We start from the raw sequence: 26,049 nt of genomic DNA on the forward strand, positions 1-26,049 counted from the left end.
TAGGCTGGCGCATTGCGATGAACCGACGCTGACGCCGCCCGCAAGCGGGGCGCCCGACTCCTGCCATGCGCTGCGTTGCGCTCAGTAGCCGGGTGGCCTGCGCCGTTCGAGCCAGGCGAGGGCATCGTCGGCATCGCGCTCGAACCAGGCCTGCGCCGAGCCGAGGATGAAGTGGTAGCCCCAGGCGTCCATGTCGGTGAAACACTCGCTACGGGAGTAGCCGGCGAGACGTTCGGCAAGCAGGCACTCGAGATAGCAGACCGCATGCTCCTCGACATCTTCACCGCCCGCATTGGTATGCATCGCGGCGCGGCGCGCGTCGTCGGCGCAGAGCCAGTGGCAGGCCTCGTGCAGGGCCGAATGCACCGGCGTGTCGGCGCGCAGATACAGCACATCGCCGATCAAGCCGGCCTCGGTCTCGCCCCAGTAGCTGCCGGGAATGCTCTCGCCGTCAGCGACCGTCTCGATGTGCAGCCCCAAGGGTTCGAGCAGCGCACGCAGCGGCGCCACCCCGATCTCGGTGCAACGACGGACCTGCGGTTCGGGTTCTGCGGACATGGTGCTGCTTGAGCGTAGTGGCGCGCGGCGCAGGATTGTCGGCGTCTGGTGTCGGCAGGTCCAGTATTGGCGCCGGCAAAGGCGCTTCAGGTGGTTCGTGTCCTCACTGGCTTTACTGTGGGGCGACGGTCACCGTCACTGTGGATGCTGCCTGTTCAGTCTGCAGCGTCAGTGCCGGCGCGCCAGCGGCGGAGGTGACCTGAGCCCCGGTAACGCTGACCTGATATGAGCCTTGCGGGTACAAGCGTTGCGGAATGATGATGACGGTGGGTGACGTAATGGGAGCGCCACCCGCCACTGGAACCGTGCTGTAGCTCAGTGAGAAGGTTCGGCTGCTGGTGTCGAAGCTCCAGGATTGCGGAGTCCCTGCGACCAGAAATGGGTAGGGCCGGCCGAGTACAGCCAACTTGTCGCTCTTGAGGTTGTCCTCTACCGGCGCCTGCATGGGGTCGATGATGATGCCTTCTTCCGGATGATCGACTTCCGTTGTCGGTGTTTGAGCGTTGCCGGTCGGCTCGGTCGAGTACCAGGCCCAGTACAACCAACCCAGTCGCGCTTGGTCAGCGGCGTCGAGCAGTGTTGCAATCGTCGGCAAGTCGTCAGAGGCGCCGAATTCGGACAGCAGCAAGGCGTCGTTGTGTGCGCTCGCATCTGCTTCGAACAGTGAAATGGCGGTGTCGGTTGCCGTTCCCAGTCCGAGACTTCCGGTCTGCGGGTAGTAGTGGAAGGTCAGGGCGAGCTTCGGGTCGTCGCCGGCGCCGACATAGGTTGCAAACCCGGCGGCGGCCAGCACCTGTGGTTCATACCAGATCATATGGTCCGGATCGACGCCACGTATTGCGCCGACAACGCGCTCGTTGAACGGCGTGAGCGTGTTCAAGTCGAACAGCGGGCACCCAGCGGGATTCAGGCAGGTGAGTCCCTGTGCGCCTGGCGATGGCTCGTTGACAATGTCGTACCCGACGATTCCCGGGACATCGCGAAAATACTGAGCGACATGAGCCCATGCTTGCGCGAAGTGATCCTGCAGGCCGACGTTGTCCGGATACGGGTCATTCGCCCAAAAGTGGCTCCAGGCCCGATTCAGTGCTGGATTCAACAGCCCCTGGAGGACCAGGCCCGTCACGCCGTCGGCGAGTGGTGGCGTGCTTGGCAGGCCGTCGGTCTGCGCGGCCCAGTCCGGAAAGCCGAGGCCCCCGAATTTTTCTCCCCAGAGCACCTGCGCAAAATTGATGGTGGTCGTAATTCCGTAGTGCCGCAGCCAGCCGACGAATTCGCGCAAGGCGGCGAGCGAGCTGTCATCCCACACGCCGGGCATGGGCTCAATGGCATTCCAGAACACCCAGACACGCACCGTACTGAAACCCTCGCGCGCCAGCATGGCCGCGTCTTCTTCGGTGAATCCCTGCGCTTGCGGGGTGTAAGGCGCTTCCTTCATCGCCACATTGATGCCGTGAAAGATGACGACTCGACCGTCGCCATCGGTCAGCCAGCGGCCGTTGTGCGAGACGGGCAGCGACGGCATGGGGATAGCGGTTGTGTTGCCGGCCGATGCGTTGGGATCGGCACTCGTGCCGCATGCGGCAAGCCCCAAGGCGCACAACGCGGCCGCAACTCCTTGCACGAGCTTGCCGGACATAGAACAGTCTCCCCCCTGATGTTTTATGAGTCGTTTTTTTAATATGACTCATATTTACGGGAGGCTCAAGCGAGCCCGCTATCATTCGCGGGCGTGATCAACATGAGCTGTGCCGGGCGTCCGGCGCATCACCGTTGCGGACAATGCTGCGGATTCGGTCTGAGGGCATGCTTTTGAAATCCGTCGATTTGCTGTCGACAGCGTCAAAGCGGGGAGCGGGGACGCGACGCCGGGAACGGCCTGTGCGTGAGGATGCGATCGACTTGGCGCTGCAAAAATGGCTGGCTGGCGAGCGCATCGAAGTGGCCGCACTGGCGACGGAACTCGGCGTGGGCCGCGCGACGCTCTTTCGCTGGATCGGTAGCCGCGAACTGTTGGTGGGCGAAGTACTGTGGGTATTGCTGTCGAACGTCTGGGCGCGCGCGACTCGCGACTCGCGCGGATCGCTGGCTGATTACGCGGCCGATGTGAGTTACCGCGTCATGTCCGAGGTCTTGGCATTCGAGCCGTTTCGTCGCTTCCTCGATCAGGATCCGGAGTATGCGCTGCGGGTGTTGATGTCCAAGGACAGCCCGGTGCAATCACGCATCATTGCCGAGGTTCGCAAAGTGGTGTGCGAGCATGTCGAGGTCAACCGGGTACGGCTGATGCTCGATATCGACGATCTCGCCTACATTCTTGTCCGGATCGTCGAGTCCTGCATGTACAGCGATCAAATTGCCGGACGAAAGCCCAAGCTGGAAGCTGCGCGTGACGCCATTCGCATCCTGGTCTCGGCGCAGGTGCCTTCGTTACCGCTTCGCCGCGCGCGCTCGAAAACCGATCAGGGGCGAACGAGAGGCTGAGCTGACGTGCCTCCGGGCGTGCGTTGCTATGCCCCATTTTAATGCTGCGCATGGCCGCCGCGTCACAGCCCCCTTGCCGCCGTTCGCGGCGTCGTGAGCGACGGCCGCCGGCGCTGCGCCGGGATGTGCGAGCGTCAACGGTGCACTTGGTGGATTCCACCGAATTCGCCGGTACCGGCGCCGATCGCCGACGGCTGCGGGCTGCACTGATTAAAGTGCGGGCCTCGTTTACCGGAGGTTACGCGCCGATGCGCAATTTTCAGCAGCCGACCCGCTCGGCCATCTACTGCGAGAACGGCGTGGTCGCGACCTCGCTGCCGGAGGCGACGACGGCTGGACTCGAGGTGCTGCGCGCCGGCGGCTCGGCGGCCGACGCCGCGGTCGCCGCGGCTGCGGTGCTGGCTGTTGCCGAGCCGCAGAACGCCGGTTTCGGCGGCGACAGTTTCTACATTCATGCCCGCGCCGACGGCACGGTATCGGCCTACAACGGTTCCGGCCGCACGCCGGCGGCGCTCGACCCCGAGGCGATCGGCGAGATCGGCTTCGACAGCGCCCACGCGGTGACCGTGCCGGGCGCCGTCGATGCGCTGCTGCAGCTACACACCGACCACTGCCGCTTGCCGTTGGATCGGCTACTGGCGCCGGCGACCGCGCTTGCCGAGCAGGGTTATCTCGTCCAGCCACGCGTCGCCTGGGACTGGCAGATGGAGCGCGAGCGGCTCGCGCGCAGCCCGACGGCCGCGCCGATGTACGACCGCGCCGTGCGCCCGGGCGATCGCGTGGTGCAGCCGGCGCTGGCGGCGACGCTGCGCGCGATCGCGGCCGATGGTCGCCGCGCGTTCTATGAAGGCGCGATCGCCGACGGCATCGTCGCGACGCTGCGCGCGCTCGGCGGCACGCACACGGCAGAGGACTTCGCACGTCATCGCGGTCAGGCGGTGGAGCCGATCCGTACGCGTTATCGCGACCACGACATTCTCGAGTGTCCGCCGAACGGACAGGGCATGGCGGTGCTGATCATGCTCAACCTGCTGTCGGCGCTGGACATGCCGCAGGTCTGGCGCGATCCGGTTGCGTATGCGCATCTGCTGGCGCAGGTCAGCGTGCTCGCCTATCGCGAGCGCACGCGCTGGGCGGCGGATCCGGACTTCACGCAGATTCCTCTGCAGCGATTGCTGTCCGCCGAATACGCCGACGAGCTGCGGCCGCTGCTGGCATCGGAACACGCATTGACGCCGGCGCTGCTCGACGAGACGCCGCACAAGGATACGGTTTACCTGTCCTGCGTCGATCGCGACGGCAATGCCGTGTCGTTCATCAATTCGATCTTTACCGACTTCGGCAGCGCGATCTACGACGCGCGTTCCGGGCTGCTGCTGCATAACCGCGGCGCGAGCTTCTCGCGCGAGCCGGGGCATCCGAATGCGCTGGCGCCGTTGAAGCGGCCAATGCATACCATCATTCCCGGCATGGCGATGCGCGACGGTCGGCCGGTGATGCCGTTCGGCGTCATGGGCGGGCACTACCAGGCGACCGGCCAGGTACAGTTCCTCAGCGCGCTGCTCGATCTCGGCCTCGATCCGCAGCAGGCGCTGGAACTGCCGCGGCACTTCTGTTTTCGCGGCGTGCTCGAAGTCGAGGAGACGGTGCCGCAGAGGGTGCGCGAAGCGTTGGCTGCCAAGGGCTATGTCGTGCGCCCGGCCAAGATGCCGATCGGCGGCGGCCAGGCGATCTACATCGACCACGCGCGTGGCGTGCTGATCGGTGGCTCGGACCCGCGCAAGGACGGGCTGGCGGGCGGCTACTGAGCGGCGTGCCGCAGCGCGATCGGTCAAAAAGGGGGCGCCGGTACGCGGCGCCCCCGTCGGTTCACCACGTGAAGCCGCTGAATGCCGCGCTGGTCCAGCCGGTGCCGCTGTTGGCGGCTGCAGCCGCCAGCGGCGTGCCGCCGTAGATGACGGTGCCGCTGCTGTCGGCGTAGTGCAGCCAGGCGATGGTGTCCTGCTGGCTGACGCCGGGCAGGCTGTAGTCGCAGACGCCGTCCGGGAACAGCGCTTCCATCTGTGCCCACTGATCGTCGGTGAAGCCGGCCGCGCCGTAGTCGTCGTCGCGATTCAGCGGCTTGAGTTGGCATTTGTTGGTGTCGGTGCTGATCGCGTCGCCAGCCACGGTGCGCGGTGTGCCGAACACCGGCACGACCAGTTCGCCGCAGAGCTGGTCGCTGAGTTTCTGGCCGGCGCCACTCCAGCATTCGTCACTGAGGTCGGCCGGTTTGTCGGCGATGATCTTCTGCGCCAGCGTCAGGCTGTTGCTGTCCTGCTCGACGGCCGACAGCCAGGCATCCATCGCGATCAGGCTGTTCTGGTTGCAGTCGGCGTCGCCGACGATCAGCAGCGAGCCTTCCCAGATCAGCTGGTTGGCATGCGTGCCGTGCGCGCGGTCGAGGCGCGCGCGCATCGCAAACGCGCGGTACGAATCGTGGAACAGGCCCGGGTCCGGACCACGGCAGTCAATGATCGCAGCCTGGTCGAGGTTGTTGGCCTCGTTGATCAGGCCGGTGCGATAGGCATTGGCCAGCGCCGGCTCGACGGCGGCGGTGCGCGTCGTCGTCAGGTTGGTGTCGACGTCGAGGCCGCCGATCTTCTCGTTCAGATCGAGGAACTGCGCCGCGCTGATGTTGCCATTCTGTAGCGCAGCGAGGCCGTATTGCACGCCGACGTTGTCGACCGGAAAGCCGGCAAAACCGTGGCCGGCGGTGGTCTCCATCGTCGTCCACAGTTCAGACGGCCGCGGCCCGAGCAGATTGATGACGGCGTCGGTGATCGTGCAGCGCGTGCCGCCCGGGTTGGTGGTCGGATCGTAGCGCTGCGCGTCGCTGATGCCGGTGCAGGGGTCGGTCGGCACGGCGACGTGGAACTGCGCCGACTCGCTGACCGTGGCGTTGAGCGTGAGGCTGACGCGGCCCATCACCTTGGCGCGTTTGGGCTCGGCCCAGGTGATGCCGCTGCCCCATTCGCTGCGATTGCCGAAGTACGCGAGCAGCAGGTGGTAGTCGGCGAACTGCGTCGCCGTGCTCCAGGCGTCGGGGAACGAGCAGGTCGGCAACAGCCCCTGGTAGATGCCGGGGTAGGCGTTGGCGATCCACTGCAATGCCAGCGAGCCGCCGGAGCAGCCGGTGCCGATCGTGTAGCGCAGCGTGCCGTACTGCTCGATCAGATGCTCCTTGGCCATGATCAGCGATTCGGCCTGCAGTGCGACGTTGCAGTTGTGACCACTGTTGTCGAGCGCGGTCGACATCACCGCGAAGCCGGCGCCGAGCGCGTACTGCGCGCTGTCGGCGATCAGCTCGGTCGGCAGCGACGAGACGTCGACGCCGGCCAGACCGAGCACGTTGGCCGGCTGATAGCTGAGCACGCTCGGCGCGGTGCCGGTCTGATACGACACGCCGCAGCTGGCGCCGTGCGTGATCAGCAGTTTGTGATTGAACTGCGTCTGCGGCGTCACGGCGCTCCAGCCCGTGCCGGGCTGGTAGAGCACGGCGATCTGGTATTGATCGCGATCCTGGTAGCCGGTTTCGACGCGCACGATGAACGGTACCGTCACGCCCTGGTCGGTCGTGGTGTCGGCGACATCGCTGGCTGGATTGTCCGGGTCGTAGCTCTGGAAACCGGTCTTCAGCGGATTCGACGACAGGTAGTAATAAGCGTAGGTCGCCGGCTGATTGCACTGTGCATCGGTTGCGCCCTCCTGACAGGTCCACGGCTGCAGCTGCGGGCCGGCGATCACCGGGCCGCCGTTCGGATGGTCGACCAGCGTGACGCTGGCGCTGTCGCCGCCGGCCGTCGCGGTGAAGGTGTTGTCGCCGACCGTCAGGCCGCTGACCAGGCCGCGCAACGTGCCGTCGTCCATCGCCGTGAAGGCGCTGCTGACGTCGCTGCCGTTGAGCTGCATCGTCACGGTGACGCCGGCCGTCGCCGGCACGACGTCGAGCAGGACGTCGCCGCCGCTGATCAGATCGGGGCGGTTCGACACGACCTTGATCGTCGGCGCGTCGGCGCCGCCGCTACCGCCTCCGCTGGAGCTCTTGTCGGGCGAACTGCTGCCGCAGGCCGTGATCAGCGCCGCAAACAGGCAGGCCAGCAGGAATGGGCCCATGGCCCGGATGTGCCGGATGTTCGGCATGGCATCTCCCCCTCGGCGCCGTGATCGGCGCTCCATATGTGATGGCGCCCGCGAGGCTGCAGGCACCGCCTCCGGACGGACCGGAAACTGTCCGATTATGGGCCAGTCGACGCGCGGCGCACATCCTGCGTACGGCGCAGGCCACCATCTCGGTGCTGGAAAAGACGTACGACTTCACCGACCATCCGCGCATGCGGATCGGGATCGACCTCGGCGGTACCAAGATCGAAGGTGTGGTGATGGGCGAGCACTCGCGCATCGTCGCGCGCCAGCGCATCGCCACACCGGCCGGCGACTACGACGCCACGATCGAGGCGGTCGCCGGCCTGGTGCACCGTCTCGAAGCGGCAGCCGGCGGCGGGCCGCTGCCGGTCGGCGTCGGCACGCCGGGCGCGCCCAGTGTGCGCACTGGCTTGATGAAGAACTGCAGCTCGACCTGTCTGAATGGCCGGCCGCTGCTCGCCGATCTGCAGGCGAAGCTCGGGCCGCGCGTCCGCATCGCCAATGATGCCGACTGCATGGTGCTGTCCGAAGCGATGGATGGCGTGGCTGCCGGTGCTTCGACGGTGTTCGGCGTGATTCTCGGCACCGGCGTCGGCGGCGGCATCGTCGTGCGCGGACAACTGCTCGATGGTGCCAATGCGATCGCAGGCGAGTGGGGGCACAACCCGCTGCCGTGGCCGCAACCCGGCGAACTGCCGGGCCCGGCGTGTTATTGCGGGCGGCGCGGTTGCATCGAGACCTGGTTGTCCGGCACCGGCCTGGCCGCCGATCACATGCGCTTGCACGGCGGCAACTGGCGCGGGGAGCAGATCGTGTTCGCCGCCGAAGACGGCGACGCGGCAGCGCGCGCCACGCTGGATCGTTACGAGCAGCGCTTGGCGCGGGCGCTCGCGCACGTCATCAATCTGCTCGATCCACAGGTCATCGTGCTCGGCGGCGGCTTGTCGAACCTGCGGCGCCTGTACCGGAATGTGCCGGCCCTATGGGCGCCGTGGGTGTTCTCGGATGAGATCGCGACGCGCCTGGTCGCCGCGCAATATGGCGACGCCAGCGGCGTGCGGGGTGCGGCCTGGTTGTGGCCGGAGGACGCGACGTCCTAGACGCGTCGCGCCGCCGCCGTTTCCGCGAATCGGGGAACGGCGGCGGTGCGTGCGATCAAAGCGGCATGCTGCGGCGTTCGCTGTAGGCGATGAAGCCACGCACCATGCGGTAGATCCACCAAATGCCGAGGCCGATCAGCAACGGAATGCCGATCACGATCCAGCACAGCAGACCGAAGATGAAGCCCAGAATCAGCGTCCACCAGAAGGTGCGGATCAGGTAGCGATGATGGCTGCGAATGTATTCGTTCTGTGTCTCGGCGGCCTTGATGTAGCTGATGACGACGCTGATGACCGACGCCAGGAACGCGGTGAACGGTGAAATGACCTGCAGGACGTAGGCGACCAGCAGCGTCGTGCGTTCGGCCTCGCTGGCGCTCTGGCCCGGCGTGAGAATCGGATCGGATTCCATGATATGTGCAACTCCCTGAGCTCGTTTTTTGCAGCCCCCATGCTGCTGGGGCACTTTGACATAAGACGCGCGAGGGCGGCCATCGGTTGGAATCCTCAGGCGCGCGGCCACGAAAAAGGCGGCCAGCTGACGCCGGCCGCCCTGGGTTCACGACGTCTTACTTCTGGTACGCGGCAATGCCGTCGACGATTTCCTGCTTGGCAGCAGCGGCATCGCGCCAGCCGGCCAGCTTGACCCATTTGCCCTTCTCCAGCGCCTTGTAGCTGCTGTAGAAGTGCTCGATCTCGTTCTTGACGCGTTCCGGCACGTCGGCCAGATCGCGGAGATTGTCGTAGGCATTGTTCGACACTTTGTCGACCGGCACGGCGAGCAGCTTGGCGTCGGTGCCCTTTTCGTCTTCGGTGTCGAGCACCGCGACCGCGCGGCACTTGATGACCGAGCCGGCCACGACCGGGTGCGGCGTCACCACCAGCACGTCGACCGGGTCACCGTCGCCGGACAGGGTCTGCGGCACGTAGCCGTAGTTGGCCGGATAGCTCATCGCCACGTTCATGAAGCGGTCGACCATCAGCAGGCCGGTTTCCTTGTCGACTTCGTACTTCACCGGCGGACCGTAGGCCGGGATCTCGATGACGACATAGAACTCTTCCGGGGCCTTGCTGCCCGGGCCCAGTGTTTCAAAACCCATGTTCGCGTGTCCTTCTGTTGATGGCGTGATGCACGGCCGGAGCGGCCGATGTCCGCCCCGGATGATCGGGCCGCCGATTCTAACAAATGCATTTTCCGCGTAATTGCAAGGTTTGACGCCCCGGTGACGCAGCGGTTACTTTTGCCAGCCCGCGTGTACCTCCCGCAGAGGAGGGTTGAGCGCGTTCGACGGCTTGAGAAGGCATTCCAAAAGATGAGAATCGTATTGCTGGGCGCACCGGGCTCAGGCAAGGGCACGCAGGGCGAAAAGCTCGTAGCGCATTTCGGCATTCCGAAGATTTCCACGGGCGATGCGCTGCGCGCGGCCGTGGCGGCCGGCACCGAGCTGGGCAAGAAGGCCAAGGCGGCGATGGACGCCGGCCAGCTGGTTGCCAATGAAATCGTCATCGGTATCGTCGAGGAGCGCCTCGGCCAGCCGGATGCGCAAAAGGGTTTCATTCTCGACGGCTTCCCGCGCAATACCGCACAGGCCGAAGTGCTGGACGCGATGCTGGTGCGCCTTGGCCAGCCGGCGATCGGCAAGGCCGTGCATCTGGCCGTCACCGACGAAGAGATCATCAAGCGCCTGCTCGACCGCGCCGTGAAGGAAGGCCGCGCCGACGACAAGGAAGACGTGATCCGTCATCGCATCAAGGTCTACAACGACGAGACCCATCCGCTGCTCGACTACTACGAGCAGCAGGGCAAGCTCATGACCGTGCAGGGCGTCGGTACGCTGGACGATATCTTCGATCGCATTCTTGGCGTGCTGAAGTAAGCCGAAATCCGGTAACGAAAAAGGCCCGCTTCGTAGCGGGCCTTTTTCGTGCTCCACGCCCTGTTCGGTGCAGCCGAGGGGGCGGGTGGGGCCGGTCTGTGAGCGCCAGCCGTGTTGAATCACTCAGCAAAAACGCTCGATGAGCATCGTCCCGCAGACCTCGCGGCGCCAGCCCTGCAACACCGGGACGTCGGCCGCGGCGCCGCGGCGCAGGACGGCGACCAGATCAGCGCGCGGGGCCAGATAACCCTGCGGCAGTCCCAGCTCGGCGGCGCGCGCCTGCACGGCGTTCTGCAGCTCGCGCAGCCGCTGCTTCTGTTCCGCTGTCAGCTCTTCATCGGCGACCCGCACTGTGGCTGGCTGCGCCAGCGCTTCGGCAACGATCGCCAGTAGGCGCTCACCCTGCCGCTCCAGGGTCTTGGGTGGCAGCACCCCGAGTGATTCGAGGCGCTGCGTCGAATCCGGGCGGCGCTCGGCGAGGCGATAGATCGCATCGTCGTCGAGGATCCACTTACGTGGTCGGTCGCGCTGCTGGGCCTCGCTTTCGCGCCAGGCGGCCAGCGCGGCGGCAACCGACTGTGCGCGTGCGTCGAGGCGCGACAGCCCCTTGAGGCGCTGCCAGGCGTCTTCGGGCGGTGTGCTGTAGTTCGCCGGGTCGGCGAGCCGTGCGCAGTCTTCGGCAAGCCAGGCGAGGCGGCCGCAGGCGGCCAGTTCCTCCTGCAGCGTCGGGAACACGGTCGCCAGGTGCGAGACGTCGGCGGCGGCATAGGCCAGTTCCGCTTCGCGCAATGGGCGCCGTGCCCAGTCGGTGCGCGACAGGCTCTTGTCGAGGGTGATGCCGAGGCGCTTGTCGATCAGGCCGGCGTAGCCGATCTGGTCGCCGATGCCGAGCAGCGTCGCAGCGATCTGGGTGTCGAACAGCGGCTGCGGACAGCTGCCACGCAGCTTGACGAGGATTTCCAGGTCCTGGGCGGCGGCGTGGAAGACCTTGATCGAGTGGCTGGCGTAGAGCACGTCCAGCAGCGGTCCGAGGTCAGTGAGCGCCAGCGTGTCGATGCAGGCCGCCTCGTCCCCGTCGCCGATCTGGATCAGGCAGAGCTTCGGGTAGTAGGTGTCGACGCGGACGAATTCGGTGTCGACGGTCAGCCACTGGCGCTGTGACCAGCGGTCGAGATGAGGTGCGAGTTGTTCTGGGGTCTGGATGAACGTGGTCATGAAGGGCGCACGTCACGCGCGTCTGGCGCGTGACGGATCATGCATCGATGGATGCGGTGAAGGGTGCACGCGCTGGGGCGGCAACCGAATGGTCGCGTCGCTGCAATGCCCGACGCGATGACTGCCTCTAGAATATCGGCCTTTATCGTTTTTCGGCCACCCATGTTCGCCTCGCTCGTCAGCGCCACCGTCCGCATTCTGTTCTTTCGCGCCGGTCCGCAGGATTTTCCGTATGAGCCCCGCCTGACGCTGCCGATCGCGGTCGCGGCGGCGGGGGTCAATGCCCTGATGTTCGTGCAGGTGCTGCCGGTGGCGACGTCGCTGCTGCTGGCGGCGGCGCTGGTCGCCGGCTTTGCGATGACCACGCGCGCCCTGCTGCGCGCGCGCAACCTCGACGCGCGCTTCCATCAGACCTATGCGGCGCTGCTGGCGACCAATGCGGTGCTGACACTGGCGCTGCTGCCGTTCTTTGCGCAGATCGCGCCGACGCTGCGCGAGCTGGCCAGCAATCCGCAGCTGCTCGAGCATCCGGACAAGTTCAAGCTGCCGCAGAGCACGGCGTTCATCATGAACATGCTGAATTTCTGGAGCATCGGCGTGATGGCCTGGATTTTCCGCAACGCGGCGAACCTGTCGATCCTGCTCGGTCTGCTGCTGACCTTCGTCGTCGGCATCGTGCTGCTGTTCTTCCTCGCGTTCATCAGCTCGTTCGCCGGCCTGCTGCTGGGCGGCGCCTGAGGCCGATATGCATATCCACATTCTCGGTGTCTGCGGCACCTTCATGGCCGGCATCGCGGCGATTGCGCGCGAGGCCGGGCATACCGTGACGGGTTCCGACGCCAACGCCTGGCCGCCGATGTCGACGCAGCTCGAAGCGCTGGGCATCACCGTCATGCAGGGCTACGAGCCATCGCACCTGCAGCCGGCGCCCGACATGGTCGTGGTCGGCAATGTCGTGACGCGCGGCAATGCGGCGATGGAATACGTGCTCAACGAGGGCCTGCCGTACACGTCGGGCCCGCAGTGGCTGGCCGAGCACGTGCTGCAGGGGCGTCACGTGCTGGCCGTTGCCGGGACGCACGGCAAGACCACGACCTCGGCGCTGCTGGCGTGGCTGCTCGAACACGCCGGTCTGGAACCGGGTTTTCTGGTCGGCGGGGTGCCGCAGAACTTCGGAATTTCCGCGCGGCTCGGCACGTCGCGTTACTTCGTGATCGAGGCCGACGAGTACGACACGGCGTTCTTCGACAAGCGCAGCAAGTTCGTTCACTACCGGCCGCGCACCGTCATTCTCAACAACCTCGAATACGACCACGCCGACATTTTTCCGGATCTGGCGGCGATCGAGCGGCAGTTCCATCACTTGGTGCGCACCGTGCCGGGCCGTGGACGCATCGTCGTCAATGGCGCCGATCGCAATCTGTCGCGGGTCCTCGAACAGGGTTGCTGGAGCGAGCGGGTGTCGTTCGACGACGACGCGGGTTGGCAGGCGGCGGGAGAGCCGCAGGCCTTCGAGTTACGCGTCGGCGGCAAATCCGCCGGGTTCGTGCACTCACCGCTGGCCGGTCGTCACAACCAGTCGAACACGCTGGCGGCGTTTGCGGCCGCGCATCACGTCGGGGTGCCGGTCGGCACACTGATCGAAGGGCTGGCGGGATTTCGCAGCGTCAAGCGCCGGCTCGAAAAGATCGGCGAAGCCGGCGGCATCAGCGTCTACGACGATTTTGCGCATCACCCGACGGCCATCGCCACGACCGTCGATGCGCTGCGGCGTGCTGGGCAGGGCCGGGTGCTGGCGGTGCTCGAACCGCGCTCCAACACCATGCGGCTTGGCGCGCATGCGCACGAATTGGCGAACAGCCTGAAAGATGCCGATTTGTGCTTTGTCTACGCGCGCCCGGATTTGAAATGGGATGCCGGCAAGGCGCTGGCTGCGGTCGGTGAGCGGCTGCAGGTGGCGGCGGATCTCGATGCGCTGATCGACGCGATCGTCGCTGCCAGCATGCCGGGAGACCGCGTGCTGGTGATGTCGAACGGCGACTTCGGCGGGATTCACCACAAGCTGCTGGCGCGTCTGCAGCAAGGCTGACGCGCCAGCCGGTGCTGGCTCAGCGCACGCGTTTGACCTTGACGCGAGCACTGACGGCGTCGACGTACATGAAGTACGAGCCGAGCCATCCCTTCTTGATCGTCACTTCTGGGTTGTCGACCGGGCGGTAGGCTTTGGAGCCATCCTCGTTGACCTCCCAGACCTGGCCGTTGGCCAGCGTGAAGCGTGTGCCCTTGCCGGGCCAGCCGTTGAAGCGACCGACCATGTTCGAGCTGATCTGATCGGCTTCCTGTGCCTTGTGCGGGGCCGCCGCCTCGCCGCGCAGGCTTTCGGCGCCAAAGCGGTCGACGGCCCCCGGTGCCGCTGCAGTTGGCGCGGGCGATGACGTGGCTGCTGCTGGCGCTTGCACCGGTCTGGGCTTGGGCATCGGCTTGGGTGCATCGACCGCCGCGACCGGCGCGTGCCGTCCGGCGGCCGCGTCGTAGCAGGCCAGCCGTGCGCTGTCGTCATCGAGCGTCGTGCAGTGGCTCAGATCGGCGGCCAGCACCGGGCTCGATGCCAAGGCCGACAGCAGGCAAGCGATCGCGACGCGATGCATCAGACCGCCTTGTAGTGCAGGACGTTCTCGGCCTGCAGGTCGGCGTGGTAGCTGGAGCGCACCATCGGGCCGCTGGCGACATGCGAGAAGCCCATCTGCTCGCCGATCACGCGCAGATGGTCGAATTCTTCCGGGGTCACGTAGCGGTCGACCGGCAGGTGGTTCTTCGACGGCTGCAGATACTGGCCGAGCGTCAGCATGTCGACGCCGTGCGCACGCAGGTCACGCATCACCGCTTCGATTTCCTCGAGCGACTCGCCGAGGCCGAGCATCAGGCCGGACTTGGTCGGCACGTCCGGATGCAGGGTCTTGAAGCGTTCGAGCAGATCCAGCGACCACTCGTAGTCCGAACCGGGACGCGCCTGCTTGTAGAGACGCGGAATCGTTTCGAGATTGTGGTTGAAGACGTCCGGCGGGTTGTCCTTGAAGATCGTCAGCGCCGGGTCCATACGGCCGCGGAAGTCCGGCACCAGCACTTCGATCGTCAGCGTCGGCGACAGCTTGCGCGATTCGGCGATGCATGCTGCGAAATGGCCGGCGCCACCGTCGGGCAGATCGTCACGGTCGACCGAGGTGATGACGACGTAGCGCAGCCCCATGTCACGAATCGTTTCCGCGAGGTGGCGCGGTTCGTCGGCGTCGAGCGGATTCGGACGGCCATGCGCGACGTCGCAGAACGGGCAGCGCCGTGTGCAGATGTCGCCCATGATCATGAAGGTCGCCGTGCCCTTGCCGAAGCACTCGCCGAGATTCGGGCAGGACGCTTCCTCGCAGACCGTATGCAGCTTGGCGGTGCGCAGCACATCCTTGAGGCGCGCCACTTCCGGCGTGCCCTGGCTCTTGGCGCGGATCCACGTCGGCTTGCGCAGCGGCGCGATGGTCGCCTCGATCTTGACCGGGATGCGCGCCATCTTCTCGGCGCCGCGCAGCTTCTCGCCCTGGACGATGCGCTTGACGGCCGGCCGCTCAGACGGCGCCGGCGTTTTCGGGGGAGTGGGGTTCAATGACAGCTCCGCATGTTGCAGACGGCCATTGTACCGCTAATGTCGATGCGGTCGCGGCTGTCCTGGCTTACGCCGCCGCGGCCAGGGGGACGCCGGCACTGCGCAGATCCGGCGGCAAGCCGAGCGCATCTTCGATGGCCGCCTGCGCCGCCGCAGCCAGTTCGGTGCGCTCTCGGCCGAGCGCTTCCAGCGGCGCGCAGTAGGTCAGCTCGACGTCGATGCGCGGCTCGCGCAGCACGCGCAGCAGGTGACGGAACAGATCGTCATCGCCGACGAACGGGGCAACATCGCGGCCGTCGGCGACGGGCAGATAGCGCAGCGCGATCGGTTGCACGACGCAGCGTGCGTCGATCGCCGGCGCGAACATCCGCGCATGGAAGCGCTGTACCTGCCGGCCGGTGGTGGTCGTGCCTTCGGGAAACAGTGCGACGCTACCGCCGTTGCGCAGATAAGTCGTCAGCCGGTCGACGACGCGCGACGCGTCGCCGCGGCCGCGGCGCAGATAAAAGCTGCCGGCCGCGGTGGCCAGCCAGCCGGCCAGCGGCCAGTTGCGAATCTCGCTCTTGGCGACGAAGCGCACCGGTTCACAGGCGTTCATCACCGGAATGTCCAGCCACGAAATGTGGTTGGCGATGCTCAGATGGGCACCGTCGACCGGCGTGCCGTGGCGCTGGACGCGGATGCCCAGCACCGCCAGCAGGCGGCGGTGCCACCAGCCCGCCATGCGCGCGCAATCGAGCCGCTCCGACAGATCGGCGGTGACCAGCACGGCCATCAGCAGCCCGAGCACGATCAGCGCCAGCAACAGCGCTGTGCGCCAGATGGTGCGAAGCAGGGACATCGTCAGGTCTTCAGCGTGCGCTGGTGCCGGTCGCGACCGTCGGCGACTGGCCGAGGAAGTGGCGCGCATAACGCGGATTCAGGTCGCTGACGTTGAGCAGCATGAAGACGTCGGCGCAGTTGAAATCGCGATCCCAGTACGCCTCGCCACAGGCCTTGGCGCCGAGGCTCAGGTACGCCTTCAGCAGCGGCGGCATGCGGACCTTGTCGCGTGCGCGGCGGTCCGCCGCCGGCAGCGGGATGTACGGACGGACGTGCTGCCAGGCCGGCGCCATGTGCTGGGCACGCAGTTGCTCGAGGATGGCATGCGCGCCGGCCCCGCCGTCACGCAGATCGATCGACGCGCAGCCGAACAGATAGTCGTAGCCTTCGTTGACGATGGTGCTGGCAATGCCCTGCCAAAGCGTCGCGATCACCGCGCCGCTGCGATACTCCGGCGCCACACAGGTCCGGCCGATTTCCATGACGCGGCCAGCCAGCGAATCCAGCATCGCCAGGTCGAATTCGGTGGACGAGTAGAAGCCACCGGCGCCCGGCGCGCGCTCGCCGGTGAGAATGCGCGTGCAGGCGACGATCGTGCCGCTATCCGCCTCGCGGACGATGAGGTGGCGACAGAACGGGTCGTACTGGTCGTGGTCGAGGCCGTCCGCCCCGCCGTCGATCTCGGCGCCCATCTCGCCGGCAAAGATGCGATAGCGCAGCTTCTGGGTTTCGGTGATCTCGGCCGCCGTTTGAGCAAAGCGGACCTCGAAGCGCGGGCCGCGCGGCAGGTCACCATCAATGCGTGTCGACATGAATGCAGCACTCCTTTTTGGATGCGCGCACTCTATGAACCGGGTTTTGAAGCCCGGTTACAGTGGCATGAAGACTGCGTGACGGTGGCCGCCCACTGATGAGCGGATGTTCTGCGGTGCGACGCCGCTTTACCCAGCAGCACTTCGGTTGCCGGGTTCGTGCAGCTGACGCTATCAGTCGGTCTTCGTGAACCAGCCCGGGTGTGCGTCCGGCGTCGTCCATAGCCGGCGGTGCAGGTGAGCGAGCGCACTGGCGTCGAGCAGCAGCTGATTGCGCTCGTTCTCGCCGAGCGTCGCCGGATCGCGTCGCGCCGAGGCTTCGGCGAGATTGCGCAGGCTGCGCTGCGCCTTGCTGTTGCGGGTGGCGCGGTGGCGGCCGACCAGGCTCAGCATTGCGTTCGGGAATGGCTCGCGTGCGACTTCGGCGAAGTCCGGGTAATGCGGCGCGCGACGCATATTGGCTTTCAGCCAGCGCAGCTCGCGCGGCGTGATCGACTCTTCCGGGATCAGGAACAGGCGCGCATCGCGTGCGCGCAGACCCAGCGTGCGGCGCGAACTCCAGACCGACAACGGAATGGCGATGACCAGACTGCCCGCGACCGGCAGCAACCACCACAGGAAGTGCGGGTTCAGCCAATAGACGAGGCCCAGCCAGGCCAGGCCGAGCAGTGAGCCGCCGCCGTGGCGGACGATGGCCTGACTCCACGGCGTTGCGGCGTCTTCGCGCGGCGGTGATTTCCAGACCACCGCGATACCGAGCAGCGCCGAGACTACGTACTGCGTATGGAACAGCATGCGAATCGGTGCCAGCAGCGCCGAGAACGCCATCTCGATGACGAGGCTGACCAGCAGGCGCAGGCGGCCGCCGTAAGGGCGGGCGACCTTGTGGCGGACGATCAGCAGCACCGCCGACAGGATCTTCGGCAGGAACAGCAGCGTCATGGTGCCGGCGAACAGGCGGATCGCCCATTCCGGATGCCATTCCGGCCAGGTCGGGAACAACTGGTAGGGCTGCGAAAAATACGTCGGTTCGGTCTTCATGAAGACGAACAGCAGCGCCGTCGACAGGGCCAGGAACAAGAACCACAGCGGCGCCGACAGGTACGCCATGACGCCGGTCATGAACACGGCGCGATGCGCCGGATGCAGACCGCTGGTGAAGAACAGCTTGAAGTTCTGCAGGTTGCCCTGGCACCAGCGTTGGTCGCGCTTCAACTCGTCGAGCAGCGTCGGCGGCATCTCCTCGTAGCTGCCGGGCAGATCGTAGGCGATCCACACGCTCCAGCCGGCGCGGCGCATCAGCGCTGCCTCGACGAAGTCATGGCTGAGGATCTCGCCGGACAGGCCGCCGCTGCCGGGCAGGCGCCCGAGCGCGCAGTGCTGCATGAACGGCGCGACGCGGATGATGGCGTTGTGACCCCAGTAATGCGATTCGCCGAGCTGCCAGAAATGCAGGCCGGCGGTGAACAGCGGACCGTAGACGCGGGTCGCAAACTGCTGGATGCGCGCATAGACCGTTTCGCGGCCAGCGGCCTTCGGCGCGGTCTGGATGATGCCGGCGTTGGGGTTGGCTTCCATCAATTGCACGAGGCGCTTCAAGCACTCGCCGGACATCACGCTGTCCGCGTCGAGGATGATCATGTGCTGGTAATTGCTGCCCCAGCGGCGGCACCAGTCGGCGATGTTGCCGGACTTGCGCTTGATGCGGTGCACGCGGCGGCGGTAGAAGATGCGGCCAAAACCGTCGACGGCGCGGCACAGGTCGAGCCAGGCCCCGACCTCTTCGCTGCGCGCGTCGGCCTTGCCGCTGTCGGACAACACATAGAAGTCGAACGAATCGCGTAGCCCGGCTTGCGCGACGGAGTCGTAGGTGGCACGCAGGCCGGCGAACACGCGCGCGACGTCTTCGTTGCAGATCGGCACCAGGATCGCCGTGTTACGGCCCGGCGCCAGTGGTGTATCGGGCGCGGCGGTGGCGGAGATCGAATACTTGTCGCGGCCGGTCAGCAGCACGAAGAAGCCGAACAGCGCCGTCCAGAAGCCGGCGGAAATCCACGCGAACAGCACCGCGTAGAGCGTCAGGCTTGCCAGTTCCAGCGGGTGACGGCCCTTGTACGGCAGTACCGCCGACATCAGATAGGTGGCGCCGACGGTTTGCGCGATGATCAAGGCAATCAGCAGCAGGCGGCGCAGCGTGCCGCTCCAGCGCCAGCGTACCTGGGCGGGGCCGAGCGTCTTCGAGCGCGGGGCTTCGGGTTGCGCGCCGCCACGCGGCGTCAGCGCGGCACCGCCGCCCTGCGCGCGGCGACCGAGCCAGCGCCACAGGCGACGCACCGGATTGTGGTCCCAGGGGCGCGGCGTCATCGACGCGCGGAACACGGGTGGCGTGGTATTCAGGCGCGCCCCGGCATCCGGCGGGTACAGGGCGTCGTCGATGTGTTCGTCGCCGGGCTGAGCATCACCGAGCCCGAGCTTCAGGCGTGCATAGCTGGAGCCGGCGATGGTTTGATCGCCCGGCAGCGCATCCTGCTCGGCAAGGCCCGCGTGCAGCGCCGCGAACAGTTGGTCCTGAGTCGCGTTCGGATCCTTGCTCAGCGTCGCTTCGAGCGTGGGCAAGAGGCGAGCGGCGGTGGCCGGCGGTAGTTCGCGCAGATATTCCTCGATACGGCGCGGCAGCGGCGAGGCGAGGCCCGGAGGCGGCTGTGTCACGTTATCCCTGAGCGGCAAATTGGCGAGTGTCGGACCATTCGGTCAGTCGCTGCTCCGCAGCGACGCAAGTTGCCGAGTGTAGAGACAAAAAACGCCGCTGCCGAGAGCCCCGCCAGCGATGAAAGCCGGCGGGCGCTGAAGCTGCGATGAACTCGCGCTGTCGCCGGCGCGCTCAGCGCGGCTCGGGCGGCATCAGATACGCCCAGGTCTCCGAGATGTTGTCGTCGCCCTTGCGCAGCACCGCGCGCATTTCCAGCGGCTTGCTGTCGTCGGTGCGGCGCACGCGCAGCGTCAGGCGCCAGCCGCCGGTGACATCGTTCTTGACCAGCTGACGGTCGAGAATTTCACCGTTGTCGTTGACCCACAGGCCGGCCACGGGCTTTTCGCCCGGTTTGAGGAAGTCGAGCGGACCGCCCTGGAAGTCGACGATGTAGCGCCAGGTGCCGTCCGGCGTGTCGGTCCAGCCGCGGCTGCGGCGGGTCTGCGCGACCCAGGCCAACGGCGGTTTGGTTTCCTGGTTGGCCTGCCAGAACATCGTGTACTCGAGATCCATCTGGTCGCCGGCTTGCGGACTCTTTTCCGGGACCCAGTACGCGACGATATTGTCGTTGGTGGCGTCCTTGGTCGGAATCTGCACGAGCTCGACGCGACCGCGACCCCAGTCGCCCTTGGGGACGACCCAGACACTCGGCGTGCGGTCGTAGCGGTTGTCGAGGTCCTCGTAGTGGGCGAACAGCCGGTCACGCTGCATCAAGCCGAAGCCGCGCGGATTGACCTCGCCGAACGAGGTGATCAGCAGGCGCTTGGGATTGACCAGCGGACGCCAGATCCATTCGCTGTCACTTTGCACGGACAAGCCTTCGGAGTCGTGCACTTCGGGGCGATAGTCCTCGACCGGCGACGGCTGATTGGCGCCGTACAGGAACATGCTGGTCAGCGGTGCGATGCCAAGCTTGCCGACCCCGTCACGGAAGTACAGTCGCGCCTTGACCTCGGTCGCCGTCGAGTCGCCGGGGCGCACCTTGAAGCGGTAGGCGCCGGTCACGCGGCGCGAATCGAGCAGCGCGTAGATGGTCAGCTCGTTGTCCTGCGGACGCGGCCATTCGATCCAGAACTCGCGGAAGACCGGGAATTCCTCGCCGGACAGTTCGCCGGTGTCGATCGCCAGTCCGCGCGCTGACTCGCCGTACACCTGATCCTTGCCGAGCGCACGGAAGTAGCTCGCACCCTGGAAGGCGATCAACTCATCCTCGACGCCCTTTTCGTTGAGCGGGAAGTGCACGCGAAAGCCAGCGAAGCCGAGATCGCGCAGCTTGGCGGGGTCGATCTTGTTGCTGCCGTAATCGAAATTTTCCGGCTGAAACGGAATCTTGCGAACGCCGTCGGCCGTGACCAGGTTGATCTTGACGATCTGGTTGAAATACAGGCCCGGGTGATAGAACTGCACTTCGAACGGCAGCTTGTTGTTGTGCCAGAGCGCCTTGTCCGGCTTGTACTGAATTTCTTTGTACTGCTGGTAGTTGAGGTCGGTCAGTGCCTTTGGCAGCTGCGTGTCGGGCGGCGTGAAGGCCTTCGTCGACAGCGTCTTGGCCTTCTTGGCGACGTCGTCGAAGTCGAAAGCAAAGGCTGATTGGCTGACGAGTGCGCCGAGCGTGAGCAGCCATGCTCCTAGCAATACCTTGCGTTGCATTAGGTCCCGTTTTCCGCGTTGATTCCGATGTCCGATGCCGTCGCGGCATCCCCCGTTCCGGCGGCCGTGAATTCTTCGAACAGCGGCCGCATCCTGTTGACCAACAGACAGAAGAGGTCTGCGGTCTTTTCTGCATCATAAATGGCCGAATGCGCCGATTCGGCGTCGTAGCCCAGGCGAGTTGCCTGCAAGGCGCGCGCCAGAACGGTCTGGCCGAGCGCTGCGCCGCCCAGCGTCGCCGTGTCGAAGACGCTGAACGGGTGGAACGGGCAGCGCTTGTAGCCGGTCCGTGCGACAGCGGCATTGACGAAGCCGAGGTCGAAATGCGCGTTGTGGCCGACCAGCACGGCCCGGGTGCAGCCGTTCTCCGATACCGCACGACGCACGACACGGAACACGTGATCGAGCGCTTCGCGTTCGCTCATCGCCAGCCGCAGCGGACTGTCGATGCGGATGCCGGTGATTTCCAGCGCGGCCTTTTCGATATTGGCGCCCTCGAACGGCTGCACATGCGCGAACACCGTTTCCTTGGGCACCAGCTGGCCGTGCTCGTCGATCCCGAGGATTACGGCCGCGATCTCCAGCAGCGCATCGGTCTGCGAGTTGAAGCCACCGGTTTCGACGTCGACCACGACCGGCAAGAAGCCGCGGAAACGGTGCCCGACCTTGAGCTTGCGCGGCTCCGGAGCCGGTGCCGGCGCGTTACCGTCGACCGTCATGCGATCCCCCGCAGCGGGGCACGCGCAGCGCACGGCCATCGGCCGGGGCCTGCCGGTGCACGCGGGGCGGCTGTCATCATCGGGGTCTCCTGCGCTTGCATCATGGTTTGAAGAGGGTCGGGCATGATACCCGCTTCGGGCTGTCTGGCCGCCGACTGGCGCCGCAGGCTCTATAATCGCGCGCCTCGATGGCTTTCAGGTCCCGGCCGGGCCAGATCGATCCCCCGAAACATTCGTCTGACGACTCATGAGCAAGCAAAGTTCCTCGCGCCGCAAGATCGCGCTCGCCTATTCCGGCGGCCTCGACACCTCCGTCATCCTTAAATGGTTGCAGGACACCTATGACGCGGAGGTCGTGACGTTCACGGCCGACATCGGTCAGGGCGAGGAGCTCGACCATGTGCGTCCCAAGGCCGAGCAGTTCGGCGTCAAGGAAGTCTTTATCGACGACCTGCGCGAGGAATTCGCGCGCGACTTCGTGTTCCCGATGTTTCGCGCCAACGCCGTCTACGAGGGCGAGTACCTGCTCGGCACGTCGATCGCGCGGCCGCTGATCGCCAAGCGCCTCGTCGAGATCGCGCGCCAGACCGGTTGTGACGCGATCAGTCACGGTGCCACCGGCAAGGGCAACGACCAGGTCCGCTTCGAGCTTGGTGCCTACGCGCTGTGGCCGGAGGCGCAGATCATCGCGCCGTGGCGCGAATGGGATCTGAACTCGCGCGAAAAGCTGCTGGCCTATGCCGAGCAGCATGGCATTCCCATCACCAAGAAGAAGGACGGCGGCTCGCCGTACTCGATGGACGCCAACGCGCTGCACATCAGCTACGAGGGCGGCGGTCTGGAAGATCCGTGGTGGTCTCCGGATGAGGGCATCTGGCGCTGGACCAAGAGCCCGGAAGATGCGCCGAACGAAGCGCAGACCATCACCATCGAATTCGACAAGGGCGACGCGGTCGCCATCGACGGCGTGCGCGGCACGCCGTTCGAGATTCTCGACAAGCTCAACAAGCTCGGCGGCGAGCACGGCATTGGCCGCCTCGACATCGTCGAGAACCGCTATGTCGGCATCAAGAGCCGTGGCTGCTACGAAACCCCGGGCGGCACCATCCTGCTCAAGGCGCACCGTGCGATCGAGTCGCTGTGCCTCGACCGCGAACAGGCGCACCTGAAGGACGAGGTGATGCCCAAGTACGCCAGCCTGATCTACAACGGCTACTGGTGGAGCCCGGAGCGTCGCGCGCTGCAGGCGCTGATCGACGACACCCAGACCCGCGTCAACGGCGAGGTCCGCCTCAAGCTCTACAAGGGCGCCGTCTACAATCTCGGCCGTCGTTCCAAGGACTCGCTGTTCGACGCTTCGCTGTCGACCTTCGAGGACGATCGCGGCGCCTACAACCAGAAGGACGCAGAGGGCTTCATTCGCTTGAATGGCCTGCGTCTGCGCACCGGCGCCAAGCGCGACGCGCGCTGAGTCGCCTGCTGCGCGCGCCGATCTCGCGCCTGCCGTGCTCGCGGTGCTTCAGCACAGCTGTGCGCGGCTGACGCGACCTCGGCGCCGCTCGCGCGACGGCGACTCAACGCGAGTCTGCGAGTGATGTCATTTGAAACGGCCCGCATTGCGGGCCGTTTTGTTTGAGCGACGCGCTAGCATGAATCGGGCGTGTGCCGGAGCATTCGGCATGCAGGGTTGGCAAAACACGGGGCAAATCGAGCGATGAGCGTTGCAGCGCATGATGGCGGAGGATTGCGATCGTTGCTGCACGATCTGCTGCTGTTCGCGCGTATCGAGGCACAGTGCTGTGTGTTCGCGGTCGCCATCTTCGGCGGTTTGGCGCTGAGCAAGCTGTTGGCGCTGCCGATTCCGCGTTATGACTTTTTGCTGATCTGGTGCCTGTGTGTCCAGGCGCTGATGCTGTTGACGCGCATCGAGACCGCCGACGAAGCCTTGGTCATCTGCCTGTTCCATGTCTTCGGTCTGGCACTGGAGTTGTTCAAGACGCATCACGGCTCCTGGGCGTACCCAGAATTCGCGTATACGAAGTTCTGGGGCGTGCCGCTGTACAGCGGCTTCATGTACGCCGCGGTGGCCAGCTATCTGGTCCAGGCATTTCGGCGCCTGGACCTGCACTTCAGTGAATATCCGAGCGATGTCGCAAACCTGTTCGCGATCCTGCTCTATGTCAATTTCTTTACGAACGCCTGGATGCCCGATCAGCGTTGGGGGCTGGCAACGGCGCTGGTGGCGCTGATGTGGAAAACGCGCGTTGATTTTCGGCTCGGCGATCGCCGCTACAGCATGCCGCTGGTCGTATCGTTCGCGCTGATCGGGTTCTTCATCTGGCTCGCGGAGAACATCGCCACGTTCTTCGGCGCTTGGCGCTATCCGAATCAGCGCGACGTCTGGCACAGCGTGCACTACGCGAAAATCAGCTCCTGGGCCTTGTTGGTGATCCTCAGCTTCGTGCTGATCGCGCGACTGAAGGGGCTCAAGGCTTCCCTCGGTGTGCCGGACGGTGGTTCGTATCTGCTGTCGCGCCTGCACTTGCCAAAGCCAGACGCATCGCGCTCGGAGCCGCCGTCGACATGAGGCACACTGTTTAGTGCGATGAAAGCCGCTATGTTCTTGCTGATGTATGAGATCAGATGCGCTTGCGCATGGAAGACGGCGCCGCGCGCTGCCGAGTCGAAAGCGCAGGCGCTGCTGATCATGATCGAAATCGCGCCCATCAGCACATGGCTTTTGTGGGCTTTCGATCGGCTTGGAGTCGATGCGAGCTGGGCAACTTCAGCGCCACTTTTGAGCCTGCTGACCGCGCCCCCGCTGATTTTCATCAACGAGCGCGCCTTTTCCCTAAAGAGCGCCACGTGGTGTGCGTACGAGAGGCGCTTCGATGCGTTTGGCCCCAGGCAAAAATGGGTTGCGGCACTGTGCTGTCTGATGGTGGGTGCGCTGTTATTGGCCTCGCCAGTTTTGGTATTGCCTTAGAGGCGGCGCAACGCTGGTGATTGCATCAATCGGCGCGATAAGCGGCGATGGTTTCATGCACGAAGCGCAGCTTGTCGATGACCGGCATCGACAGCACGAACGGGTAGGCGTCGCCGAGGCCGAGGCCGCGGTTGAGGTTGTTGAGGACGAAGGTCATCGGCATCCAGCGGTCCATCAGGCGCGCGAAGGTGTCGCGCTCGAGGCCGTCGCTGACCGGCTGGCCGTCGTAGGTCTTGTCGCTGACCGGTGTGTGGCGCAGCGAAATGCGGCAGGCCGATGCGGTTTCCAGGGTATCGACGATGTGCAGGTAGTGCGCCCAGGTTTCGGCCCAGTCTTCCCACGGATGGGCGCTGGCATAGCTGCTGACGTGGGTATTTTGCCAATCCGTTGACGGGCCTTGCTCGTAGTGTGCTTGCAAGGCCTGCGCATAGTCGGCGCGCTCGTCGCCGAACTGCGCACGGAAGGCGTCGAGGCGCGTCGAGCCGGCGATCAGGCGATCCCAGTAGTAGTGGCCGATCTCGTGGCGGAAGTGCCCGAGCAGCGTGCGATACGGTTCATGCAGATGCAGGCGCCGCTTTTCGCGCTCGGCGTCGTCGGCCTCGGCGACGCTGATCGTGATGACGCCCTGGGCGTGGCCGGTCATCACCGCCGGTCCTGTCGTCCCCGGCGGCGGGTCGGCGAGGAACTTGAAGGCGAGGCCACGCTTGGGATCGGCCTGGCGGTCGAGGATCGGCAAGCGCAGTTCGAGCAGGCCGTAGATCAGCCGGCGTTTGGCGACCTCGAGGCGGTACCAGGCTTCGGCGTGCCCAGGCACGCCGAGGTTGGGGATCACGCGTGTGAGGCGGCACGAGGGACACAGCGTGCTCGGGTCTTTGTGCGGAACCGCCCAATTGCAGACATTGGTGGTCTGGTAGTTGCCGCACAGGCGGTACAGCGGTCGCCGACGCGCTTTGCCGGCCAGCCGCCAGCGGTTGTCACCTTCGGCGACGAGTGTGCCCATGCGGCGCCGATCCGGCAGGAACGCGAGGGTGTTTCCGCAGCGATTGCAGACGGTGTTCTCGAAGAAAATCAGGTTGTCGCAGTGGTCGCAGTAAAAGACCTTCACGGTCGCCTCCACTTCGTCGCCGCGCCAAAAGGCGCATGGCATCGGTGCATGATCGCTGCTTTTGGGGGGTGCCGTGCAGCAGCACCGCCAGGCCGCGCTCGCCAAGGCGGCGGCGAGCCGCTGGGCCGGCAGTCG

At 65.8% G+C, this 26,049-nt stretch carries 23 protein-coding genes; 9 read left to right on the plus strand and 14 right to left on the minus strand.

Annotated elements, in window-relative coordinates; genetic code table 11:
* Window positions 1-81: 81 nt before the first annotated feature.
* Both G7Y82_RS11180 and G7Y82_RS11185 read right to left on the minus strand, forming a co-directional pair.
* Window positions 82-558 carry a hypothetical protein gene (locus G7Y82_RS11180; RefSeq protein ID WP_168148202.1) on the minus strand — a complete coding sequence of 159 codons (477 nt, stop codon included), beginning with the start codon at window positions 556-558 and terminating at the stop codon, window positions 82-84.
* A gap of 112 nt (window positions 559-670) precedes the next feature.
* A complete protein-coding gene (locus G7Y82_RS11185; RefSeq protein WP_168148203.1) occupies window positions 671-2,197 on the minus strand; it encodes a cellulase family glycosylhydrolase in 1,527 nt (508 codons plus the stop codon).
* 263 nt (window positions 2,198-2,460) lie between these two features.
* Here G7Y82_RS11185 and G7Y82_RS11190 point away from each other — a divergent pair, with 263 nt between their 5' ends.
* Complete coding sequence (locus tag G7Y82_RS11190) at window positions 2,461-3,042, plus strand: QsdR family transcriptional regulator (RefSeq protein ID WP_168148204.1); 582 nt, start codon at window positions 2,461-2,463, stop codon at window positions 3,040-3,042.
* Between the two features lie 248 nt (window positions 3,043-3,290).
* Entirely contained in the window at window positions 3,291-4,850 is a 1,560-nt protein-coding gene (locus G7Y82_RS11195; protein WP_168148205.1) for a gamma-glutamyltransferase family protein, read from the plus strand.
* Window positions 4,851-4,911: 61 nt separating this feature from the next.
* On the opposite strand, the gene G7Y82_RS11200 is transcribed toward G7Y82_RS11195, so the two are convergent.
* On the minus strand, window positions 4,912-7,224 hold the full coding sequence (locus tag G7Y82_RS11200) for a DUF6351 family protein (protein ID WP_206370574.1): 2,313 nt from the start codon (window positions 7,222-7,224) through the stop codon (window positions 4,912-4,914).
* Between the two features lie 191 nt (window positions 7,225-7,415).
* On the opposite strand from G7Y82_RS11200, the gene G7Y82_RS11205 reads away from it, so the two are divergent.
* Window positions 7,416-8,327 (plus strand): ROK family protein, encoded by a 912-nt coding sequence (locus G7Y82_RS11205; protein ID WP_168148299.1) that lies wholly within the window; start codon window positions 7,416-7,418, stop codon window positions 8,325-8,327.
* 55 nt (window positions 8,328-8,382) lie between these two features.
* Here G7Y82_RS11205 and G7Y82_RS11210 read toward each other — a convergent pair whose 3' ends face one another.
* Together G7Y82_RS11210 and ppa are read right to left on the minus strand one after the other, a co-directional pair.
* Window positions 8,383-8,739: a DUF4870 family protein gene (locus G7Y82_RS11210; protein ID WP_168148206.1), complete on the minus strand. Its 357-nt coding sequence runs from the start codon at window positions 8,737-8,739 to the stop codon at window positions 8,383-8,385.
* 157 nt (window positions 8,740-8,896) lie between these two features.
* Window positions 8,897-9,427, minus strand: coding sequence for an inorganic diphosphatase (ppa, locus tag G7Y82_RS11215; protein WP_168148207.1), 531 nt, complete (start codon window positions 9,425-9,427; stop codon window positions 8,897-8,899).
* Window positions 9,428-9,640: 213 nt separating this feature from the next.
* On the opposite strand from ppa, the gene G7Y82_RS11220 reads away from it, so the two are divergent.
* Entirely contained in the window at window positions 9,641-10,204 is a 564-nt protein-coding gene (locus G7Y82_RS11220; RefSeq protein ID WP_168148208.1) for an adenylate kinase, read from the plus strand.
* Window positions 10,205-10,327: 123 nt separating this feature from the next.
* Here G7Y82_RS11220 and rnd read toward each other — a convergent pair whose 3' ends face one another.
* Complete coding sequence (gene rnd / locus G7Y82_RS11225; protein WP_168148209.1) at window positions 10,328-11,419, minus strand: ribonuclease D; 1,092 nt, start codon at window positions 11,417-11,419, stop codon at window positions 10,328-10,330.
* A 162-nt stretch (window positions 11,420-11,581) separates the two neighbouring features.
* Here rnd and G7Y82_RS11230 point away from each other — a divergent pair, with 162 nt between their 5' ends.
* Both G7Y82_RS11230 and mpl read left to right on the plus strand, forming a co-directional pair.
* The gene (locus G7Y82_RS11230) at window positions 11,582-12,157 is read left to right on the plus strand and encodes a hypothetical protein (protein WP_168148210.1); all 576 of its coding nucleotides are present in this window, start codon (window positions 11,582-11,584) and stop codon (window positions 12,155-12,157) included.
* 7 nt (window positions 12,158-12,164) lie between these two features.
* The gene (gene mpl / locus G7Y82_RS11235) at window positions 12,165-13,508 is read left to right on the plus strand and encodes a UDP-N-acetylmuramate:L-alanyl-gamma-D-glutamyl-meso-diaminopimelate ligase (protein WP_168148211.1); all 1,344 of its coding nucleotides are present in this window, start codon (window positions 12,165-12,167) and stop codon (window positions 13,506-13,508) included.
* Window positions 13,509-13,527: 19 nt separating this feature from the next.
* Here the strand turns inward: mpl and G7Y82_RS11240 are convergent, their stop codons facing one another.
* The 7 genes from G7Y82_RS11240 to rnt all read right to left on the minus strand — a co-directional run bounded on the left by G7Y82_RS11240 (window position 13,528) and on the right by rnt (window position 21,823).
* Window positions 13,528-14,067, minus strand: a complete 540-nt coding sequence (locus G7Y82_RS11240; RefSeq protein ID WP_168148212.1) for a hypothetical protein — start codon at window positions 14,065-14,067, stop codon at window positions 13,528-13,530.
* A complete protein-coding gene (lipA, locus tag G7Y82_RS11245; RefSeq protein WP_277346294.1) occupies window positions 14,067-15,071 on the minus strand; it encodes a lipoyl synthase in 1,005 nt (334 codons plus the stop codon). The genes G7Y82_RS11240 and lipA overlap by 1 nt, the downstream gene beginning before the upstream one ends.
* Window positions 15,072-15,138: 67 nt before the next feature.
* Window positions 15,139-15,912, minus strand: a complete 774-nt coding sequence (locus G7Y82_RS11250; RefSeq protein ID WP_168148213.1) for a lysophospholipid acyltransferase family protein — start codon at window positions 15,910-15,912, stop codon at window positions 15,139-15,141.
* A 10-nt stretch (window positions 15,913-15,922) separates the two neighbouring features.
* The gene (locus tag G7Y82_RS11255; protein ID WP_168148214.1) at window positions 15,923-16,705 is read right to left on the minus strand and encodes a GNAT family N-acetyltransferase; all 783 of its coding nucleotides are present in this window, start codon (window positions 16,703-16,705) and stop codon (window positions 15,923-15,925) included.
* A 174-nt stretch (window positions 16,706-16,879) separates the two neighbouring features.
* On the minus strand, window positions 16,880-19,414 hold the full coding sequence (gene mdoH / locus G7Y82_RS11260) for a glucans biosynthesis glucosyltransferase MdoH (protein ID WP_366515654.1): 2,535 nt from the start codon (window positions 19,412-19,414) through the stop codon (window positions 16,880-16,882).
* Between the two features lie 172 nt (window positions 19,415-19,586).
* Window positions 19,587-21,104: a glucan biosynthesis protein G gene (locus G7Y82_RS11265; protein WP_168148216.1), complete on the minus strand. Its 1,518-nt coding sequence runs from the start codon at window positions 21,102-21,104 to the stop codon at window positions 19,587-19,589.
* Window positions 21,104-21,823, minus strand: coding sequence for a ribonuclease T (rnt, locus tag G7Y82_RS11270; RefSeq protein ID WP_168148217.1), 720 nt, complete (start codon window positions 21,821-21,823; stop codon window positions 21,104-21,106). The genes G7Y82_RS11265 and rnt overlap by 1 nt, the downstream gene beginning before the upstream one ends.
* A gap of 247 nt (window positions 21,824-22,070) precedes the next feature.
* Between rnt and G7Y82_RS11275 the strand changes: the two genes are divergently transcribed.
* From G7Y82_RS11275 to G7Y82_RS11285, 3 genes are all read left to right on the plus strand, one after another.
* Entirely contained in the window at window positions 22,071-23,294 is a 1,224-nt protein-coding gene (locus tag G7Y82_RS11275; protein ID WP_168148218.1) for an argininosuccinate synthase, read from the plus strand.
* Between the two features lie 282 nt (window positions 23,295-23,576).
* Window positions 23,577-24,410: a DUF817 domain-containing protein gene (locus G7Y82_RS11280; protein WP_206370577.1), complete on the plus strand. Its 834-nt coding sequence runs from the start codon at window positions 23,577-23,579 to the stop codon at window positions 24,408-24,410.
* Between the two features lie 30 nt (window positions 24,411-24,440).
* Window positions 24,441-24,809, plus strand: a complete 369-nt coding sequence (locus tag G7Y82_RS11285) for a hypothetical protein (protein ID WP_168148220.1) — start codon at window positions 24,441-24,443, stop codon at window positions 24,807-24,809.
* Between the two features lie 25 nt (window positions 24,810-24,834).
* Here G7Y82_RS11285 and G7Y82_RS11290 read toward each other — a convergent pair whose 3' ends face one another.
* Entirely contained in the window at window positions 24,835-25,914 is a 1,080-nt protein-coding gene (locus tag G7Y82_RS11290) for a zinc-binding metallopeptidase family protein (RefSeq protein WP_168148221.1), read from the minus strand.
* Window positions 25,915-26,049: the final 135 nt, after the last annotated feature.

It is taken from the genome of Solimonas marina (assembly GCF_012241385.1).
In the GTDB taxonomy this organism is placed as follows: domain Bacteria; phylum Pseudomonadota; class Gammaproteobacteria; order Nevskiales; family Nevskiaceae; genus Solimonas; species Solimonas marina.